Origin of the sequence: Streptomyces sp. NPDC032161 (assembly GCF_040636995.1) — a bacterium.
GTDB lineage: Bacteria > Actinomycetota > Actinomycetes > Streptomycetales > Streptomycetaceae > Streptomyces.
The window spans coordinates 49,371-68,884 of sequence record NZ_JBEZVN010000018.1 but is presented as its reverse complement, the minus strand read 5'-3'; the positions used below and the strand labels follow the sequence as shown (position 1 = coordinate 68,884).

17 protein-coding genes and 1 pseudogene are annotated in these 19,514 nt (G+C 72.7%); 8 read left to right on the top strand and 10 right to left on the bottom strand.

The features are described 5' to 3' along the window. Entirely contained in the window at positions 1 to 366 is a 366-nt protein-coding gene (locus AB0E67_RS25275; RefSeq protein WP_362030774.1) for a GNAT family N-acetyltransferase, read from the top strand. A 67-nt stretch (positions 367 to 433) separates the two neighbouring features. Beyond that, positions 434 to 1,060 (top strand): aspartate/glutamate racemase family protein, encoded by a 627-nt coding sequence (locus AB0E67_RS25270; RefSeq protein ID WP_362030772.1) that lies wholly within the window; start codon positions 434 to 436, stop codon positions 1,058 to 1,060. Positions 1,061 to 1,564: 504 nt separating this feature from the next. Here the strand turns inward: AB0E67_RS25270 and AB0E67_RS25265 are convergent. The 3 genes from AB0E67_RS25265 to gndA all read right to left on the bottom strand — a co-directional run bounded on the left by AB0E67_RS25265 (position 1,565) and on the right by gndA (position 5,144). Continuing rightward, positions 1,565 to 2,362, bottom strand: coding sequence for a family 1 encapsulin nanocompartment shell protein (locus AB0E67_RS25265; protein WP_362030770.1), 798 nt, complete (start codon positions 2,360 to 2,362; stop codon positions 1,565 to 1,567). Continuing rightward, positions 2,362 to 3,435, bottom strand: coding sequence for a Dyp-type peroxidase (locus AB0E67_RS25260; protein WP_362030768.1), 1,074 nt, complete (start codon positions 3,433 to 3,435; stop codon positions 2,362 to 2,364). The genes AB0E67_RS25265 and AB0E67_RS25260 overlap by 1 nt, the downstream gene beginning before the upstream one ends. 266 nt (positions 3,436 to 3,701) lie before the next feature. Then, complete coding sequence (gene gndA / locus AB0E67_RS25255; protein WP_362030766.1) at positions 3,702 to 5,144, bottom strand: NADP-dependent phosphogluconate dehydrogenase; 1,443 nt, start codon at positions 5,142 to 5,144, stop codon at positions 3,702 to 3,704. 196 nt (positions 5,145 to 5,340) lie between these two features. Here gndA and AB0E67_RS25250 point away from each other — a divergent pair, with 196 nt between their 5' ends. The 3 genes from AB0E67_RS25250 (at position 5,341) to AB0E67_RS25240 (ending at position 8,773) form a co-directional block, all read left to right on the top strand. Next, the gene (locus AB0E67_RS25250; RefSeq protein WP_362030822.1) at positions 5,341 to 5,934 is read left to right on the top strand and encodes a WHG domain-containing protein; all 594 of its coding nucleotides are present in this window, start codon (positions 5,341 to 5,343) and stop codon (positions 5,932 to 5,934) included. Then, entirely contained in the window at positions 5,927 to 6,886 is a 960-nt protein-coding gene (locus tag AB0E67_RS25245) for an alpha/beta hydrolase (protein WP_362030764.1), read from the top strand. Before AB0E67_RS25250 ends, AB0E67_RS25245 begins: the two co-directional genes overlap by 8 nt. A 399-nt stretch (positions 6,887 to 7,285) precedes the next feature. Further along, complete coding sequence (locus tag AB0E67_RS25240) at positions 7,286 to 8,773, top strand: transglycosylase family protein (RefSeq protein WP_362030762.1); 1,488 nt, start codon at positions 7,286 to 7,288, stop codon at positions 8,771 to 8,773. Positions 8,774 to 8,835: 62 nt separating this feature from the next. Here AB0E67_RS25240 and AB0E67_RS25235 read toward each other — a convergent pair. Next, a pseudogene (locus AB0E67_RS25235) lies at positions 8,836 to 9,663 on the bottom strand (DMT family transporter); the annotation flags it as partial. Between the two features lie 226 nt (positions 9,664 to 9,889). Here AB0E67_RS25235 and AB0E67_RS25230 point away from each other — a divergent pair. Then, positions 9,890 to 10,573: a (2Fe-2S)-binding protein gene (locus AB0E67_RS25230; RefSeq protein ID WP_362030760.1), complete on the top strand. Its 684-nt coding sequence runs from the start codon at positions 9,890 to 9,892 to the stop codon at positions 10,571 to 10,573. 150 nt (positions 10,574 to 10,723) lie between these two features. On the opposite strand, the gene AB0E67_RS25225 is transcribed toward AB0E67_RS25230, so the two are convergent. After that, entirely contained in the window at positions 10,724 to 11,194 is a 471-nt protein-coding gene (locus AB0E67_RS25225; protein ID WP_362030758.1) for an ATP-binding protein, read from the bottom strand. Between the two features lie 551 nt (positions 11,195 to 11,745). Here AB0E67_RS25225 and AB0E67_RS25220 point away from each other — a divergent pair. Continuing rightward, complete coding sequence (locus tag AB0E67_RS25220; RefSeq protein ID WP_362030757.1) at positions 11,746 to 13,230, top strand: SDR family NAD(P)-dependent oxidoreductase; 1,485 nt, start codon at positions 11,746 to 11,748, stop codon at positions 13,228 to 13,230. A 368-nt stretch (positions 13,231 to 13,598) separates the two neighbouring features. Further along, the gene (locus AB0E67_RS25215) at positions 13,599 to 13,775 is read left to right on the top strand and encodes a hypothetical protein (RefSeq protein WP_362030755.1); all 177 of its coding nucleotides are present in this window, start codon (positions 13,599 to 13,601) and stop codon (positions 13,773 to 13,775) included. A gap of 79 nt (positions 13,776 to 13,854) precedes the next feature. Here AB0E67_RS25215 and AB0E67_RS25210 read toward each other — a convergent pair whose 3' ends face one another. From AB0E67_RS25210 to AB0E67_RS25190, 5 genes are all read right to left on the bottom strand, one after another. Beyond that, positions 13,855 to 15,309 (bottom strand): lipase maturation factor family protein, encoded by a 1,455-nt coding sequence (locus tag AB0E67_RS25210; RefSeq protein WP_362030753.1) that lies wholly within the window; start codon positions 15,307 to 15,309, stop codon positions 13,855 to 13,857. Positions 15,310 to 15,414: 105 nt separating this feature from the next. Next, a complete protein-coding gene (locus tag AB0E67_RS25205; protein WP_362030751.1) occupies positions 15,415 to 15,939 on the bottom strand; it encodes a DUF1990 domain-containing protein in 525 nt (174 codons plus the stop codon). Between the two features lie 224 nt (positions 15,940 to 16,163). After that, positions 16,164 to 17,243: an iron chelate uptake ABC transporter family permease subunit gene (locus AB0E67_RS25200; RefSeq protein ID WP_362030749.1), complete on the bottom strand. Its 1,080-nt coding sequence runs from the start codon at positions 17,241 to 17,243 to the stop codon at positions 16,164 to 16,166. Next, on the bottom strand, positions 17,240 to 18,280 hold the full coding sequence (locus AB0E67_RS25195; protein ID WP_362030747.1) for an iron chelate uptake ABC transporter family permease subunit: 1,041 nt from the start codon (positions 18,278 to 18,280) through the stop codon (positions 17,240 to 17,242). Before AB0E67_RS25195 ends, AB0E67_RS25200 begins: the two co-directional genes overlap by 4 nt. Positions 18,281 to 18,291: 11 nt before the next feature. Continuing rightward, a complete protein-coding gene (locus AB0E67_RS25190; protein WP_362030745.1) occupies positions 18,292 to 19,347 on the bottom strand; it encodes an iron-siderophore ABC transporter substrate-binding protein in 1,056 nt (351 codons plus the stop codon). Positions 19,348 to 19,514 lie beyond the last annotated feature (167 nt).

Here is a 19,514-nt window from a genome sequence, read left to right as displayed (position 1 = left end):
GTGGCAGAAGAGACCGGCCGGACCGAGGTCGACATCGAGATCCGTGACGACCGCGCGGGCGGCAACCTGCTCGCGTACGAGAACGGCGAGGCCGCCGGAGTCATCGCGTACTTCGTGATGGAGGGCGAGCCCGCCGCGCTCGTCGCCGTGCACACCGTCGTCGAGCCCGGCCACGAGGGCAGGGGCATCGCGGGCGCCCTCGTCCGGGAGTTCTACGCCATGGCCGACAGGGAAGGGGTTCCCGTCGTCCCGCTCTGCCCGTACGCGGCGAAGTGGGCGCTGCGCCACCCCGATCTGGCGCCCGTGCCCCCGGCCGAACTCGTGGAGCGGGCGAAGGAGCAGCTCAAGTCGCACCCCGAGCTGTAGCGCAGGCCGTCGGTCACCGGCCCGTGACGGTTGCCGCCCCGCTCCCGCGGGCCGTACCGTTCGGCCGGTGACGCTCGCGCTTCTGCACACCTCCCCGGTCCACGTCCCGGTCTTCGACGCGCTCCGCGACGCGGACCACCCCGGACTCGTCCTGCGGCATCTCGTGGACGAGGACCTGCTGCGCCGGGCCGGGGACCGCGGGCCCGGCGCGGTGTCGGCCGAGATACGGGAACGGCTCGCGGACGCCGTCGGAGCGGGCGCCACGGCCGTGCTCTGCACCTGTTCGACGATCGGCGGGGTGGCGGAGTCGACGGCGGCGGAGGTCGGCGTCCCGGTGCTGCGGGTCGACCGGCCGATGGCGGCGGCCGCCGTACGGCACGAGCGGGTGGTGGTGCTCGCCGCGCTGGCCGCCACGCTGGCGCCGACCCTCGCGCTGCTCGCCGAGGAGGCGGGGGAGCGGTCCGTCGACGTGCGTCCCGTCCTGGTGGAGGGGGCCTGGGAGCGCTTCGCGGCCGGTGACCGTGACGGCTTCCTGGACCTCGTCGCGGCAGCGGCCGACGCGGTGACGGACGCCGATGCGATCGTGCTGGCACAGGCTTCCATGGCCGACGCCGCCGAACGCGTGAACACCCCGGTCCCGGTGCTGTCCAGCCCTCGATCCGGCCTGGCCGCGGCGGCGTCCGTCGCGCGCTGATCCGTCGGTGTCCGGGCGGCGGCGGAGCCGCGGCAGCCGTCGCCCCGGACGGATCATTCGGAACCCGTACGCATGGGCTCACCGGGCGCGGGTGGCCGCTCCGGGGGACGGTGGAAGGAGATCCACCACGAAGCGCTCGGAGACCCGCGATGACCAACCCGTACCCCGACCCCGTGCCACCGGCGCCCACCCCCGGGCCGATGCCCGAGCCGCCGCCGATGCCGCAGCCACCACCGGTACCGCCCGGGCCCGTACCGCCCGGTCCGGCACCCGACCCCATCCCGCAGCCGCCCGCTCCGAACCCCGAGCCCGTGCCGGAGCCGGAGCCGTCGCCGCACCCGCCCGGCTGATCACCGCCGGACGCGGCGCGGTGGGCGCGCACCGGCCCGTCCGGCCGGTGCGCGCCCGTCGTGTGCCGGTGCTCGGCCCGCTCGCGCGGGGGCCCGTCGGCCGGCCGGTGCCCTCGGCCCGGCCGCCCCGGGCGACGCGGTCGCGGGACGTCCGTCAGGCGATGATCGGGACCACGGCCTCCGGAGTGAGCATCCGGAACACGAACGACTGGTGGAAGTAGAGGTGGATGCCGTTCGCGTCGTGGTCCTGGTAGCCGATCGACAGGTCCTGGCCCAGGCGCAGTTCGAAGTCGCCGCCCCGGGTCGACAGCAGGACACCGCCCTTGACGGCGGGCGCCCACAGGATCTGGTCGTCGAGCAGCCGGGCCAGATGGGTGGCCACCGGGTACCCGTGGTCGGACGTCTCCGTCGCCTCGGTGAAGGCGTCGGCGCCGAGCAGCAGCCGGTACGGCCCGTCGACACCGGCCAGGCGCAGCTGGGTCAGTGCCTGGCTCACGGTGGCCGGATAGTCGCGCGCATCGGCCGGCAGGGCCAGCGGCGGGTGCGACGAGCCGTCCCGGAGTCCGGTGACGCCCGCCGACGCGTATCCGTCGATGATCGTCATGTCCTCGGCGAACGCGCAGGTGCGGGCCCCGTCCTTGACGGGCTGCCAGTCGCTGTCGTCGGAACCGCGCTCGACGTCGTCCACGGCGGCCCGGGTCACGGTGAAGGGCACCCGCCACTCGATCACGGGCATCGAGGTACGGGCCCGCGCGATCACATCGGGCGTCGGCGGGTCGATGTCGCGCAGATGACCGTCGCCGACGGCCGCCAGCTCTGGCCCGGCCGGTGCGGTGACGTCGACGACGCGACGTCCCGCCACATGGCGCCCGAAGGTGCGCCGGGCCTCTTCCTCGATCTGGGCCCAGGCGGCTTCGGTCACGGGGGCGAGTTCGCGGTGGAGATTGTTCATCACTGGGCGCTTTCGTGCAGGCTGCCGATGTGCAGCGATCCGTCGTCCGGCCGGATCGCGGCCGGGTCCTGCGCCGGCACGGGCACCGGCTCGGACGGGTTCCCCGCCGCGGCCGCGTCGGGCGACGGCGGTGGGTCGGCGAAGAACCCGGCGCCGGGGGCGTAGAACAGCGTGCCGGTGACCGCCGTCGAGAAGTCGAGGATGCGGTCGTGCGTACCGGGCGGATCGCCCAGGAACATGTTGCGGAGCATCCGCTCGGTCACGTCCGGGTCGGCGGCGTAACCGATGAAGTACGTGCCGAACTCGCCCTGCCCGAAGCTGCCGAACGGCATGTTGGCGCGGAGGATCTCGCGGGCGGTGCCGTCCGGATCGGTGATCGTGTTGAGGGCGACATGGGAGTCGGCGGGCTTGACGTCGTCGGGGAGCTCGACATCGGTGAACTTGGTACGGCCGATGACGTGTTCCTGTTCCTCGGTGCTCAGTCCGTTCCAGGCCGCGAGGTCGTGCACGTACTTCTGCACGACGACGTAACTCCCGCCGGCGAAGTCGGGATCCTCGGCGCCGACCAGGGCCGCCGACCGGGCGTCCGCGCCGACGGGGTTCTCGGTGCCGTCGACGAAACCGAGCAGATCCCGGTGGTCGAAGTAGCGGAACCCCTGCGTCTCGTCCACCACGCGAACCGCGGTGCCGAGCCGGTCGAGCAGCCGGGCCGCCCATTCGTAGCACACGTCCATGCGCTCGGCCCGGACGTGGAACAGCAGATCCCCGGGGGTGGACGGGGCATGGTGCCGGGTGCCGCGCAGTTCCCGGAACGGATGCAGACCGGCGGGGCGCGGCCCCGCGAACAGCCGGTCCCACACATCGGAACCGAAACCGGTGACGGAGGCCAGACCGGCGTCCGGGAACCGGAACCCGATGGAGCGGGCGATCGCCGGCAGGTCCGGCAGCACCTCGCGCACGGCGCCCTCACCACCGGGTTCGACCGTGGCGACCAGGATCAGCGCGGCGCTGGTCAGCGGCGCGATCACGGGCTGGGCGGCGACGGGTTCGGATTCCGGTGGGGCGTCGGGCATGCGGGGGCTCCAGGAGGGGCGGTGGGCGCGGCTTCGGGTGCGCGGACGTGCACACGCACGGCTTCGAGGGCGTATGCGCGGAGACGCCCGCTGCCACTTACCCACACCTTCGCCACCTCCGCATCCCGGGAGCGCCCGGACGAGTGGCGCCGGTCCGGGCGCGCCGCGTCCGCGGGTCCCGCCGTGCCCCTGCTCCGCCGCCCGCAGGTCCCGCCGTGATGCGGCGCCACCGGGCTGTTGCGCGGATCCGCCGCGGGGCATCCCGGTCAGCCTGCTTCGACCTCCGAACGGTCCCCGCCCCAGAGCGTGTGGAACGAGCCCGGGCGGTCCGCGCGCCGGTACGTGTGCGCGCCGAAGAAGTCGCGCTGTCCCTGCGTCAGCGCGGCGGGCAGCCGGTCCGCGCGCAGCCCGTCGTAGTACGCGAGCGCGGCGGCGAACCCCGGGGTCGGCACGCCCTGCCGGGCCGCCTCTGCGACGACCACGCGCCAGTCGTCCTGCGCCGCGCCGATCTCCTGGGCGAACCTCGCGTCGGAGAGCAGGCCCAGCAGCTCGGGGCGGGCGTCGTACGCCGCCCGGATCCGGTCCAGGAACGCGGCCCGGATGATGCACCCGGCCCGCCAGATGCCCGCCACCGCACCGAGATCGATGTCCCAGTCGTAGGTCTCGCTGCCCACCCCGATCTGGTGGAAGCCCTGCGTGTACGAGACGATCTTGGACGCGTACAGCGCCTGTTCCACGCGGTCGGCGAAGGCTGCGGCCGCGGCCTCGTCGAGCGGTGCGGCGGACGGCCCGCTCAGGTCCTTCGCCGCCTCGCGCAGATCCGTGTGCCCCGACAGGGAGCGGGCGAAGACGGCTTCCGCGATACCGGAGACGGGGACCCCGAGGTCGAGCGCGATCTGCACCGTCCAGCGGCCGGTGCCCTTCTGTTCCGCCCGGTCCTGCACGATGTCGACGAACGGCTTCCCGGTGACCGCGTCGGTATGGGCGAGGACCTCCGCCGTGATCTCGATCAGATAGGAGTCCAGACGGCCGGTGTTCCAGCGGCGGAAGGTCTCGGCGATCCGCTCCGGGGAGTAACCGGCCACCTGGCGCAGCAGGTCGTACGCCTCCGCGATCAGCTGCATGTCGGCGTACTCGATGCCGTTGTGGACCATCTTCACGAAGTGCCCGGCGCCGTCCGGGCCGATGTGGGTGGTGCACGGTGTGCCGTCCTTCGCCTTGGCGGCGATCCTCTCCAGCATCGGCCCCAGCGACTCGTAGGACCGAGCGGAACCGCCGGGCATGATGCTCGGCCCGTGCAGCGCGCCCTCCTCTCCGCCGGAGATGCCCACACCCACGAAATGGATGCCCCGCCCGCGCAGTTGCCTCTCCCGGCGGCGGGTGTCCTCGAAGTGCGCGTTGCCGCCGTCGATGATGACGTCGCCCTCCTCGAGGAGCGGGGCGAACTCCTGGATGACGGCGTCCGTCGGATCGCCCGCCTTCACCATGATGAACACCCGGCGCGGACGTTCCAGCGCCGCGACGAACTCCTGCGGCGTGCGCGCGGCCACGAAGGAACCCTCGTTCCCGAACTCCTCGACCAGGGCGTCCGTCTTCGACGTCGTCCGGTTGTGCACGGCGACCTGGAAGCCGTTGCGGGCGAAGTTGCGAGCGAGGTTGCGGCCCATGACCGCCAGCCCCGTGACGCCGATCTGTGCGGTACCGCTCATCAGTGTGTGCTCCGCAATCCGTGTCGGGAACCGGGTTCTTCGGTGGTCGCGAACCGGGTTCTTCAGTATGGACGCGGAGTGGCGGGAGGGCCTGTTCTGTGTGGGCCGTCCGGTGTTTCCTATGTATATTAGGCGCCTTCCTAGAGGGTCTAGGTACGCATGCATGGACTGCATGGTGCTCCGGTGGGGGTGGCGGATGGTGCGCGCGGGTCTCACGACCGAACGTGTGGTGGAGGCGGCGGCGGATCTGGCGGACTCCGTCGGCTTCGACCAGGTCACGATCTCCGCGCTGGCCCGAGGTTTCGGGGTGAAGGACGCCAGCCTGTACTCCCATGTGCGAAACCTCCACGACCTGCGGACCCGGGTGGCCCTGTTCGCCGCGGGGGAGTTCATCGACCGCATCAACGCCGCGGTCGCGGGCAGGGCGGGCAAGGACGCCCTGATCGCGTTCGCCGACGCCTACCGGTCCTTCGCGCTGGAGCGGCCCGGGCGGTACGAGGCGACGCAGATGCGGATCGACCCGGCCGTGGCGGTCCGGACCTCGGCGTACCGGCGGACGGTCGAGACCATCGGCGCGATGCTGCGCGCCTACGGACTGACCGAGCCCGATCTCACGGACGCGGTACGGCTGTTGCGCGGCACCCTGCACGGCTACTGCGCCCTGGAGGCGAACGGGGGGTTCGGCGCGCCCCGCGACGTGCGCACGTCCTGGGACCGGGCCGTCGCGGCGCTGCACTTCCTGCTGGAGCACTGGTCGTCCGCAGTGAGCGAGGAGGAACGCGATGACTGACCGCACGAGCCGTACGACGCGGCGCACCGCGTCCGGTGCCGCCCCGCCCGAGCGCGGGGCATCCGGCCCTGCGCTGCCCGATCGCACCGGACTGCTGCGGGTGCCGGGGGCGACGCTGCACTACGAAGTGCGCGGGCAGGGGCCGCTGTTGCTCATGTTGCCCGGCGGGAGCGCCGACGCGGGGATCTACGACCGGCTTGCGGCCCGACTGGCCGACCGGTGGACCGTCGCCGCCTTCGACCCGCGCGGCTACTCGCGCAGCGTCCTCGACGACGGGGGCGCCGAACAGCGGGTGCGGGTACACAGCGACGACGCGTACCGGCTGATCGAACTGCTCGCGCCGGAGGGCGGTCCTGTGGCGGTCTTCGGCACCAGTTCGAGCGCCGTCGTCGCCCTCGACCTGCTCTCGCGTCATCCGGAACGGCTGAGCCGGGTGGTCGCCCACGAGCCGCCGCTGGTGGAGCTCCTGCCCGATCCGGAAGTGGGGCGCGAACTGTTCGCCGCCGTACGCGAGTCCTTCCGCGCGGACGGCGTGGAAGCGGCGATGGCCACCATGGCCGCGGGGCTCATGGGGCAGGCGCCGGACCGTCCGGCCCAGGGCGGGAGCGGTGAGACGGCTTCGGCCTCTTCCCCGAAGGGGGCCGAGGTTGTTCCCTCCCCGAGGGAGGCCGGGGCGTTCCGGCGGATGCGGGCCAATCTGCCCGTGTTCCTGGAGCACGTGCTGTGTTCGTTCAGCGGCTACGTGCCGGATCCGGAAGCCCTCGGGCGCGGCGCGGAGAAGCTGGTCGTAGGCGTGGGACGGGACTCCCGCGACCTGCTGACGGCCATTCCGGGCGTCCGGCTGGCGGGCAGGATCGGCGGTGGGCCCGTGGAATTCCCCGGGGGTCATGTCGGCTCCGTCGAGGAACCCGATGCCTTCGCCACCCGGCTGAGGGAGACGCTGCTCGCCTGACCGGGCGAGGACGAGCGGCCGTCCCGGCGACCGGTGGTTCACGATGTGCCGCGGCGATGTCGAAGCGGTGGCACACGTGGCCGGCCCCGGGGCCGGAGCCGGAGCCGGAGGTCTGCCGGGAGGCCGACGTGTCCTGACGAGGCGTGCCGTCGGCTAAACAACTCACGTTCGGACAGCAGCTGTTGGATCCGAATCGGATGCCGGACGCAGCCGTCGGCCCTCGCGCTCCCGCATCGGGTACGAGGGGCGAGGGGGACGCGGGCACGGGGTCCGGCCGACCGGTGGCGCGGCCAACCCGCCGTGACGATCGGGTCGTTCCGGGTGCTCTTGTCATCTTGCTTTGTGTGCACATAAGTTGGCGCTTGCGACGTGTCCTACTGCCAGTGGGGGAGCCACATCATGGCCGCGAACGGACGGCACCGCAGATATCGGCCCAGCCGGCTGAACCGTGCCTCGCTCACCGTCACCGCCGGTGGTGCCGGCCTGGCGCTACCGCTCATCGCGGCCGCCCAGGCGGGCGCCGCGTCGCCGGACGTCTGGGAGAAGGTCGCCGCCTGCGAGTCCACCGGCGACTGGCACATCAACAGCGGCAACGGCTACTTCGGCGGTCTGCAGTTCTCCCGGTCGACCTGGGCGGCCTACGGCGGCACGGTCTACGCCCCGCGGGCGGACCTGGCCACCAGGAAAGAGCAGATCGCCGTCGCAGAGAAGGTGCTCGAAGGACAGGGGCCCGGCGCCTGGCCGCGCTGCTCGACGCAGGCCGGGCTGGCCAAGGGCGGGAAGTCTCCCGACATCGCCCCGCAGTCGGAGCGCATCAGCCATGCCCGGAGCGGCGATGAGCGGCCCTCCGGGCAGTCGCCGGAGAAGAAGACCGCGGCGAAGCGGTCCTCCGCCCCCGTGACGCCGACCACCGTGCCCGGCAAGCACGAGGCGTACACCGTGGCCCGAGGCGATTCGCTCTCCGCGATCGCGCAGAGCGAGCGACTGGCGGGCGGCTGGCAGCGTCTCTACGCGGCGAACCGTGAGGGGGTGGGCGACGATCCGGATCTCATCTTCCCCGGACAGCGTCTGAACCTCGATACGGCCCGGGCACCGAGGACGGGCTCCGCCGCGAGCCCGGCACCGACGGCGCGAGCGAAGAAGGCGGAGACGAAGCCGTCGACCGAGTCGCACACGAGGACGGAGCCGCAGCGCCAGGAGGCCAGGCCCCATGACGGGGCCGCGAAGCCCGACGCCCGGCCCGCGAAGTCCCAGGTCCAGGCGGCGAAGTCGCAGGACGGGGCCGCCGTCTCGCCGCACCGGCGGGCCACGGATCCGCAGGACCGTGCCGCGGCGGCCCAGAGTCGCGCCACCGAGCCCCGGCGCCAGGCCGTGGAGCGGCACGAGACGGCGAAGACCCCGCACCCGGCCGCGAAACCGAAAGCGAGGCCGAAGACGCCTTCGAGGGGCACCGAGGCCCGCCACCCGGCGCGGTCCGAGACGCGCCAGGGCCTCGTCGCGCCCGTGGCGGCGGGCATCGGCACGCCGTACCACCGGGCCGGTGCCTGGGCCAGCGGCTTCCACACGGGTGTCGACTTCCCCGTCCCGACCGGCACATCGGTGAAGGCGATCGGCTCCGGCACCGTCGTCTCGGCCGGCTGGGCGGGTGCGTACGGGTACCAGATCGTCATCCGGCACGCCGACGGCAAGTACAGCCAGTACGCGCATCTGTCCGCACTCCACGTACGGGAGGGGCGGCACGTCTCGGCGGGGCAGCGGATCGCGCGCTCGGGTTCGACCGGCAACGTCACCGGGCCGCACCTGCACTTCGAGATCCGCACCGGCCCCGGCTACGGATCGGACGTGGACCCGCTGGCCTACCTCAGGGCGGGCGGGGCCAGCGTCTGACGGTCCCGCGTCCGGCGGTTCCGGGCCGGGCGTCCGCGCCCTCCCCGCGCCGCCGCCGGACCCTCCGTGCCCGGCCGCTGCACCGTGAGCAGAGCGATCCCGCCCGCGGCGATCGCGCCGCAGGCGGACGCGAGCACGATGCCCGTCGTGCCGTGCAGGAACCGCTCGTCGAACATGGTGATGCCGACCAGCGCGGCCGTCACCGGGTTCACCACCGTCACCGTGGCCAGCGGCGCGGTCAGCCCGGCTCCCCGGTACGCGGTCTGGGACAGCAGCAGCCCCGCCCCGGCGAGGGCCGCGATCGCCGCCAGCGACGGCACGCCGGCCGCCACCGCGCCCGAACCCCACCGCACCGCCACCTCCTTCGTGAACACCGACGCCATGCCGAACGCGATGCCCGCGCCGACCGCGAGGACCACACCGCGCGTCACCGGCCGGGGCACCGCCCCGGAGACGAGGAGGAGCGCCGCGAGCGCTCCGAGCGTCACCATCACGAGCCCCAGACGGTCCGGTCCGTCCAGCGTGTGCGCCCCACCGTCCCCGGTGAGGGCGAGCAGACCCGCCAGTCCGACGGTCGCCAGGACCGCCCCGCGCCGGGCCGCCGCGCCCGGCCGACGGCGTACGAACACCGCAGCCATCGGCAGGGCGAAGACGATGGTGAGCGCCCCGAGCGGCTGGACGAGGCTGAGCGGACCGTACGCCAGCGCCACCACGTGGAGCACCGCTCCCGTCCCGTTCAGCGTCACGGCGCCCCACCAGACGCGATCGCACGCGAGCGCGAGCGGTCGGCCGTCCCCGGCCGCGGCCACGTGCTCCTGGAGGATCGCCCCGGCCGCGTAGGCGACCGCCGAGATCAGCGAAAGGAGCACGGACAGCGCGAGGGAACTCATGTGCACCACCCTGTCGTCTCGAAGCCGCCGCGTCGTCGTACCTGAGTCGGCGATCACGTGTACTGCCTCGGTTGTACGGCGCACGGACCGGCGTCCCTCTCGCGTCGCCGGTCCGCCCCGCGCGGGACCCCGGGGCGTCGGTCCCGAGAGGTACGGTGAACGCGGTCATGGTCGACGCGGGCCGTACGGCGCCACCGGCGGCGACGGAGAAGTGGGGGAGAACGGCGTGACGGACGAGTCGGCCGCGGCCTCGTTGGGCGGGTTCTTCGCCCTGCGCGCCACCGCGCCGCCGGAGGGCGCGCACCGGCCGCTGGCACTGCTGTACGCGGGCGGGACGGCACCGCTGTCCTCCCGCATCGACCTGGTCGCGGCGCGGCACCGGACGCACGAGCGCAGAGTCGCCGCCTCCATCGCGCAGTTGGGGCTCGCGGCGCGGCTCTGGTCGATCGCGCTCGGCCCGGCGGCGCTGACCGGCCGCTTCCCCGATCTGTCGCCCGACGCCCTGCGCTGGGACCCCCGGGCGAGCCGCCCCGACGACCTGTGGCTGAGCACCGCCGAAACGCTGCCCGGTACCGCCGAGCGGATACGGGAGGTGGTCCAGTACGGTCATCTGGTGCCGCTGGCCGAGGCGATCCACCGGGACGGCCCGCTGGCGGACCGGCTGTTGTGGGGCAACGCGGGATCGGCCCTGGCGGGTGCGCTCGGCCAGCTCGTCGACTGGGCGCGCACGAACCACCGCCCCGATGTGGCCGCGAGGGCCCGCGCACTGACCGCCGAGCTCTTCGACCACCCGGATCTGCGGAACACCGGCGCTCCGCACGACACGGCGTTCCGGCGCCGCAGTTGCTGCCTCTACTACCGCTGCCCGGCCGGAGGGCTGTGCGGTGACTGCGTCTTCAATCGCACCTGACACGCCTGACAAGGGCTGACATACCTGACACGCCCGACGCGTTCGGCGCGACCGGTGTGCCTGACAGGGCCTGACACGTGTGGGACGGACCGGGGCCGACCCGGCCGGGGCGTGGTCGTGGGGCGGGCGGCGTCCCGCCCGCCCCACAGCTCAGCTGCTCAGCTCGAACTCGGCGCGGATGCGCTTGCCCACCGGCACGCGCTCGGCGGTCAGCCGGTCGCACAGCGCCACGACGATCTCCATGCCATGGCCTCCGGGGCGGGTTGGATCGGGCGAGAAGAACAAGGGGAGCGCCGTGCTGCTGTCGTACACCGTGACGCTGACGCGCTCCGCCGTTCCCTCCAGCTCCAGCAGATACGGTCCCTGCGTGTAGCGGTCCGCGTTGGTGACCAGTTCGCTCACGGCCAGCATCAGATCGCCGCGGGTGCGCTCGCCGAACACCGCGAGCCACTCGGCGGCCAGCCGGGCCAGGAAGCGGTCGGCCAGGGCACGGGCCCGCGCGATGCAGCCCGGCTCGCCGTCGAACACCTCGGCGCTGTGCAGAACCTCGGTGGGGTCGTGGTCGGCGGGACGGTCCGGGCGGGGACGGTCGGCCGGCCGTGCGGTGACCTGTTCGTTCATGTGCTCCAGCCAGGGCGACGCAGGGGTGTTCGGTGTCGGCTTCTCGACGTTCGCCTACCCGCGACGAACGGTCTCACTCCGGGGAGCCGCCGCCCGCGTCCGCGGGCCCGGCGTCCTCCCCGACGGCGTGGAACTCCTCGACGGCGTGACGGGCGTACGGCTTTCGCGGCCCTGGTCACCGAGCGTGGCCCCGGCCGCACCGGAGGGAAGCATATGTGACCCGTCCATGCCGGAATCATGGGGGCGGAGCAGGGAGGGCTCTGCGATGGAACGGGCGCGCACCCGGACGGAACGGGGCCTCGGAGGGAGGCGGAGCGGGATCGGGACGCAACGCGCCACGGGGCCCGCACGGTACCGGGGCCGGGGGAGCGGGACGCCGGACGGGCGGGCCGCGGGGGACGGCGCGGTCGGCCGCCGCGCCCCGGCCCACGCGCGCGGGTCACGCGAACGGAGCAGCATCCGGTGCATGGCAGACTTGACCGGGGCGTTCTGCCCGGCAGGAGCAGGTGCGGCGGTCTCCGCCACGAGCGACGAGTGACAGAGGAATGGCAGTGACGGTGACAGAGGACGGTCCGGAGCTCGTTTCCGGTGCGGAGGAGTTCGGTCCCGGCATCGATCCGGAGCGGCTGGCCGTCTGCCTGAGCGTGCTGGAAGAACTCGACGGCATCGAGATCGACCACCCCGACGCCATCGCCGTACGCCGTGCCACGGCCGGGATCTACCGGACCGTCAAGCAGCGCCGCCGTCAGGAGCGCCGCGCCGCGAAGACCGCCCACGACAAGGCCGTCACCGAGGCGACCGCGACCGGTTCGGCCGACCGGATCGACGACGAGACCAACGGCGTCCTGCCGTCGTCCTCCACGGCGTCCGAGATCGCCGGCATCCTTCAGCGCCCGCGGTCCTGCTACATCTGCAAGACCCGGTACGTGGAGGTCGACGCGTTCTACCACCAGCTGTGCCAGCCGTGCGCCAGCGAGAACCGGGCGCGCCGCGACGCGCGCACCGACCTGACCGGGCGTCGCGCGCTCCTCACCGGCGGCCGCGCGAAGATCGGCATGTACATCGCGCTCCGGCTGCTGCGCGACGGCGCGCACACCACCATCACCACCCGCTTCCCCAACGACGCCATCCGCCGCTTCAAGGCGATGCCGGACAGCGACGAGTGGATCCACCGGCTGAAGATCGTGGGCATAGACCTGCGCGACCCCGCCCAGGTCGTCGCGCTCGCCGACTCCGTCGCCGCCGAGGGCCCGCTGGACATCCTGATCAACAACGCGGCGCAGACCGTACGCCGTTCGGCCAACGCGTACAGCGAACTGATCGGCGCGGAGTCGGCCCCGCTCCCCGCGGGCGAGCTGCCCGCCGCCGAGGTCATCGGTGCCTTCGGCAGCGGTTCCGTCGACCGCGTGGCGGCCCTCCCGGCCGCCCGCCAGGAGGGTCTGACCGCGCAGGACGTCACCGAGCTCGCCCTGGTCAGCGGATCCGCCTCGCTGGAGCGGATCGCCGCGGGCCGGGCGATCGACGCGGGCGGTCTGGTGCCCGACCTGCACGACACCAACAGCTGGATCCAGACGGTCGACGAGGTCGAACCGATCGAGCTGCTGGAGGTCCAGCTCTGCAACTCCACTGCTCCGTTCATCCTCATCAGCCGGCTCCGCCCGGCCATGGCGGCGACCGCGGCCAAGCGCGCCTACGTGGTCAACGTCTCCGCCATGGAGGGCGTCTTCAGCCGCGGCTACAAGGGAGCGGGCCACCCGCACACCAACATGGCCAAGGCCGCGCTGAACATGCTCACCCGCACCAGCGCCCAGGAGATGTTCCAGAGGGACGGCATCCTGATGACCGCCGTCGACACCGGCTGGATCACCGACGAGCGTCCGCACCCCGACAAGATCCGCCTCGCGGAGGAGGGCTTCCACGCCCCGCTCGACCTGGTCGACGGCGCCGCCCGCGTCTACGACCCGATCGTGCGCGGCGAGGCGGGCGAGGACCTGTACGGCTGCTTCCTCAAGGACTACGCGCCCGCCAACTGGTAGCCGCCGGGGAGCGATCACGCCCGTCGTCCGGTGATCGGCGGGCGCTCGGGGCCACGGACCCGGCCGGGAGCATCCTTCTGGCCGGGTTTTTGCCGTATGGAGTGGCCAAAAGTGACCTATGGCACACGTTCCATCGAGCGGGATCATGCTCATTTGGTTACTCTGATGCGAACGGACGTCATCGGGGAGTTCACAAATCCTCCCCGACCGTCCAGGGACAGGCTCGTCAACCGAGTCGCCGTCCCGCCCCGCATACGGCGCCACCGCGACCGAACGATCTTTTCCCTGCCCCTCACGGGTGGTCGACTCCCGGAATGAGGCCGGGAAGTCGGCGGCGCCCCGGGTTACGCGACACGAAGGAGTGCGCGGTGACGACACCAGAGCTGACGAAGCAAGAGAAGCCACCGGCCGAACGGTACGGAGAGCGGGCGCGGCGGCCCGAGAGGCTCCGGAACATCGAGGTCTGGGCCAGGTCCGCGCCGATCAGACTGGCCGGCTACGAGGACGACCTCGCCGAGCCGCACATCCTGCCCGGCATCGACTGACCGCTCCGCGCCGGGGCTCCGGGGCCGACCTCCGAACGCGGGGACGGACCCGGAGCCCCGGCGCGTGCCCCGGGCCCCCTCAGAGCCGCCCGTCCGGCCGGAACCCCCCGGTCCGGCCGCGCAGGGAGGGCGCGAGCGCGACGGGCGGCATGAAGTCCCGTACGAAGGTCCGGTGCCACCACCGCCCGGTGGCCCGCAGCTCGCGCCAGGTCGTGTACCGGTAGCGGTACAGCCGGGCGCGGACATGGGTGGGCGGGGCGTCCGGGAACGGGTTGTGGTGCAGCAGCCGCAGGGTGTCCCGGTCGTTCTCCAGCAGCCGCTCCACGAACGGGCCGAACCAGGGGCCCGCGTAGGCGGGGGAGAGCGCCGCGAACCACATCAGCCAGTCGAGCCGCAGGTGGTACGGGGCGAACTGCCGGGGCAGCCGGCGCGGGTCGCCCGGCTTGCCGCTGAACCCGTACTCCCGCCAGACCGTGCCCTCGTCGAGCACCTCCTCGTCCGTGCCCTCGACCACGACCTCCAGCCGTACCCGGCTGATGCTGCCGAACGCGCCGTAGGTGTTGACCAGATGCAGCGGGTCGAACGAGCGGTTCATCACCTGGCGCCGGGAGACCAGATTGCGCGCCGGGCGGTAGCTCAGGAACAGCACCAGCGCGGTGACGGCGATGACGACGATCTCGTACCAGAGCGCTGGCGCGGACTGCGTCGGCGGCTCGGCGAACAGGGACCAGTCGACGGCGGGCAGGGCCAGCGTGATCGTCAGCCAGTTCAGCCAGGCGAAGTTCCCCGAGACCACCAGCCACAGCTGGGTGACGATCATCAGACCCGCGGCGACGCTCGCCACCGGCTGCGGAGTGAAGAGGAACACCGGCACGAGGAGTTGGGTCACATGGTTCGCCGCCACCTCGATCCGGTGCACCGGCTTCGGCAACCGGTGGAAGAACCAGCTCAGCGGCCCCGGCATCGGCTGCGTCTCATGGTGGTAGTACAGGCACGTCAGCCTGCGCCAGCACTCGTCGCCCCGGATCTTGATCAGCCCGGCGCCGAACTCCACCCGGAACAGCACCCAGCGCAGCAGCCACAGCACCAGTACCGGCGGAGCCGTGTGCGCGTTGCCGAGGAACACGGCGAGGAAGCCGGTCTCCAGCAGCAGCGACTCCCAGCCGAAGCCGTACCAGGTCTGGCCGACCTGGACGATCGACAGGTACAGCGCCCACGGCAGCGCCCAGAGCGCCGTCGCGGCCCAGAGCGGGACGTACGAGTCCGCGCCCGCGAGCAGGGCGACGGCGAGGGCGCAGCCCGTCCAGGCGACGCACGCGAAGAAGCGGTCGGAATAGTGGAGCCGGAACAGACCGGGCGCGTCGCGCCAGTCCGTGCGCCGGAGGAAGTCCGGCACGGGCAGCATGCCGCGTTCACCGATCAGCGCCCGGAACTGGAGCGCGGCGGCGAGGAAGGCGAACAGGTAGACCCCGGCCAGGGCCCGCTGGAAGATCAGCCGGCTGAGCCAGTACCCGTCCGCGGTGAACCACTGCATCACCTCCAGTATCGGCCCGGCGGGGCGCCCCGGCCCTTCAGCCCGGCGCGCCCCGTCCGCTCGGACCGCCCGTACCGTCCTCCCGGGCGGACCCGTCCCGACCCCTCAGCCCCGCGCGTCCCGGCCCTCGGCGACGAGACGGCCCAGCGCGATGCCGAGCCGACGGGCGTACCACCGCTGGACGACCGGCACCAGTGGTCCGGCGAGGCGGCTGTACCACGCGGCAGGGCGGCTGAACGCCATGACGGTGAACCACACCGATCCGTCGTCCGCCAGGTCCACCACGAAGCACTCCTCGCCGCACTCCGGGTGCCCGGCCTCCGTTCCGTAGCCGAAACCGACGCGCTCGCGCTCGTACGCCGTCCAGACGATCCGGCAGGGTGCGGTGAACCGGAACGGGCCGACGCCCAGGGACACCCGGACACCGGCCTCCGGCTCGGCGCGGGCGGCCGAGGCGCTGATCCGGGCCCCGCTGCGGCGGTGCATGCCCCAGCCGGTGACCGCCGCGCCCGCCGCCTCGAAATCGGCCCGGCCGCGACCGACGCGGGCTCGGTGGTGGAGGTGGTGGTACCCGTGGGGGAGCGGACCGAGGCGGGTGGCGCCGACCTCGGGGTAGGTGAGCGTGCTCATGCGGCCTGCCTTCGTGGGGTACGGATCCGGACCAGCAGATTTGAACGTGTTCAAGCCTGCTCGGCGTGACTCTACGATCCCTCTTGAACACGTTCAAGAGGGATCGAGCCGAGGCGCGGAGCCGGGCCGGGCGGCGGCATGGACCGGGGCGGGGTGGCGCCACCGGGGACGGCCGGTGCCGCCACCCGGGGACGTGCCCCGCCCTGCTCTCTCGGTCCCACCTCTCACAGAACGCCGCGGCGCCACTCCCGTACCAGCAGTCGGCCCAGGTACAGGCCCCCGATGGCCATTGTGTAGATGCCCACCGGCAGGTTGTCGAACAGCGGCAGCTGCTGGGCGCAGAGATCCGCGAGGACCAGCAGCAGCGCACCGGTCAGTGCCGACAGCATCAGATGCGGGCCGGAGACCCGGGTGAGCCGCTTGGCGATCTGAGGAGCCGTCAGCGAGATGAAGGCGATCGGCCCGGCGACGGCGACGGCCCCTGCCGAGAGCACGATCGCCAGCACCACTCCGGCCGTCTTCGTGCCGCGGGGCCCCGAGCCGAGCGTGCCCGCGATGTCGTCGCCCATCTCCCCGATGTCCAGCCGTCGGGACACCAGGGCGATGAACGGGGCGACCACCAGCAGCACGAGCCAGATCGTGGTGGCGTCGCCCCACGAACGCGCCGACAGACTGCCGTTGACGTAGGCGGTCAGGACGGCGGCGCGGTCCCGCTCCATGGCGTAGACGACGTACTGGGTGATCGCCGTACCGATCGCGGCCACCCCGATCCCCGCGATGACGAGCCGGGCGGGATCGCGGAATCCGGTGCCGGTCGACACATGGACCAGCGCCATGGCGAGCACGGCGCCGAGCAGCGCGCCGAGCCCCGCCGGGACGGAGTCCGGGAAGAGCAGGGCGGCGATCGCGGCACCCGCCCCGGCGCCCGAGGCCAGGCCGATCACGTCGGGGCTGCCGAGCGGATTGCGGGTGACGGACTGGAACAGCGCCCCGGACAGACCGAGCGCCGCGCCCGTTCCCACGGCGACCGTCAGCCGCGGTCCGCGGAGCCGTTCCAGGACGAAGGCGTTCTTCCCCTCGGCCCCGCCCGTCACCGCCCCGGCGAGATCGGCGAGCGGAATGCCGAGCCGTCCCAGCGACAGCGTGGCCACGGCTGCCACCACGAGCAGGACGAACAGGACCAGGGCCGCCAGCAGCGAGACCCGCCGGACGGGCAGCGCCACGTTCCGGCCGGCTCCGAGCAGCAGCCGCGGCGACACGGCGCGCGCGGCGGGCCGACGCGATGTCGTGCGAAGTCCGCTCATCCCGCGCCGCCCCTCGTCCTGCGCACGGCGACGAGCAGCGCGGGCGCCCCGAGGAACGCCGTCACGACACCGACCATCAGCTCCTGCGGGCGCATCACCACGCGGCCCACGACGTCTGCGAGAAGCAGCAGCGCGGGACCGGCCAGGGCCGAGAGGACGATCCGGGCACGGAAGTCGACACCGACGACGGCCCGCACCACATGGGGGACGGCCAGTCCGACGAAGGCGATCGGGCCGACCGCCGCCGTCGCCGCCGCGCTCAGCAGTGTCGCCGACAGCAGCCCGCCCGCCCGCACCAGGGCCGGATTCGCCCCCAGGGACGCCGCCGTCGAGTCACCGAGCGCGAGCGTGTTGAGGGCGGGACCCGCCAGGGCCGCGAGCAGCAGACCGGCCGCGGCGAACGGCATCACCGACCGGAGGACGTCGAAGTCCCGGCCGCCGAGCGCCCCGACGACCCAGTACCGGTAGCTGTCGAAGACCTGCGGCCGGCTCAGCGTGATCGCCTGGATGTAGGCCATCAGCACGGCGGAGAGCACCGCGCCGGCGAGAACGAGCCGCACCGGTCCGCCGCCCGAGCCCACCGAGCCGATGGCGTGGACCAGCAGGCCCGCGAGCAGCGCACCGGGCAGCGCCCACCACATGGTGTCCGCGATCCCCGAGGCGCCGAGGAAGGCCGTCGCGGTCACGATGCTCGCGGAGGCGCCCGCGTTGATCCCGAGAAGACCGGGGTCGGCCAGCGGATTGCGGGTCACGCCCTGCATGAGCGTGCCGGCGACGGCCAGGCAGAGGCCGGTGAGCACGCCGAGTGCGGTCCTCGGCCAACGGCTCTCGACGACGGCGGTGACGTCCGGGCCGGCGGTGCCGGACAGGACGTGCAGCACCTCGTCGAACGAGGTGGTCCGGCTGCCGAACATGAGGCTCGCGAACACGGCGAGCAGGAGCACGGCGAGCGCGACGGCGACGGAGGACACCCGCCGGGCGGTGCCGACCCGTGACCGGACGGCACCGCCCGGCGGTGCTTGTGCGGTGGAGACCATGGGCGCGGCGGTCAGCTCCGGCCGCCGTCGGCGGCCTCGACCGCCTTGTCGATCAGCGGCAGGTAGCGGTCGACGACCCACGGCACGGTGAGCGGGTTGATGATCGAGGAGGCCGTGACGAAGGAGTTGTCCTCGCCGTACACCACGGCACCCTTCTTGACCGCGGGGATCGCCGCGTAGAGCGGCTGGGCCTCGATCTCCTTGCGGGCCTTGTCGTCCGTGTAGAAGGTGAAGACCAGATCACTGTTCTTCAGCTTCGCGGCGTTCTCCAGGCCGATCACGGCCGAGTCGGTGCCCTTGGTCTCCTTGAAGGTGTTCACCACCGGGTCCACCTCGAGCCCGAGCGAGGAGACCATCTTGACCCGCTGCTCGTCGGGCTTGAACACGCCGAGGGTGCCGGGGCCGGTGTTGTAGATGTACGAGAACGTGTGGTTCCTGTACTGCGGCCGGGACGCCGCCGCGTCGGCCAGCTGCTTCTCGATCTTCGAGACGAGGCCCTTCGCGTCCGCCTCCTGGCCCAGGGCCCTGCCGATGACGTCGATCTGTTCGTCCCAGTCCGTGCTCCACGGCAGGTCGGGGTAGGCGACGGTGGGGGCGATGTCCTTGAGGATGTCGTAGTCCTTCTGCGTGATCCCGGACCACGGGGCGAGGATGACATCGGGTTCCAGCTCGGTGATGGCCTCGAAGTCGATGTCCTCGCCGCCCGCGAACTGGGTCGGCAGCTTGTCGCCCTTCTTCTCGACCGCCTCGTGGATCCAGGGCAGGTAGCCCGTCTTGTCGCTGCCCCACTCGTACTTCTCGATGCCCACCGGGGTGTGGCCCAGCGCGATGGCGGTCTCCGCGGACCCCTGGCCGAGGGTGACGATCCGCTCGGGCCGCTCCTTGATCTCGGCCGTGCCGAGCGCGCTCCTGACGGAGACGGGGAACGCCGCGTCGTTCTTCCCGGACGCGCCGGGCGACTCCTTGCCGTCGTCGCTCGACGAACAGCCGCCGAGTACGAGGGCGAGTGCCGCGGCGGCGGCAGTTGCGGCGGGCGTCCGGCGACGCGCGCGGGTGAACCGGGACATGCGTGTTCCTCATGGGTCGGGGGATCGAGAAGGTGAGCGCTCGTAGCACGAATACTTAGGGAAGCCTAAGCTAAGCAATTTTCCCGCCGCAACCGACCCCGTTCATGGATGCCGAATGCCGGGGGTCGCTCCTGGTCCAGACCTCTTGACGAAAGGTCTGGACCAAC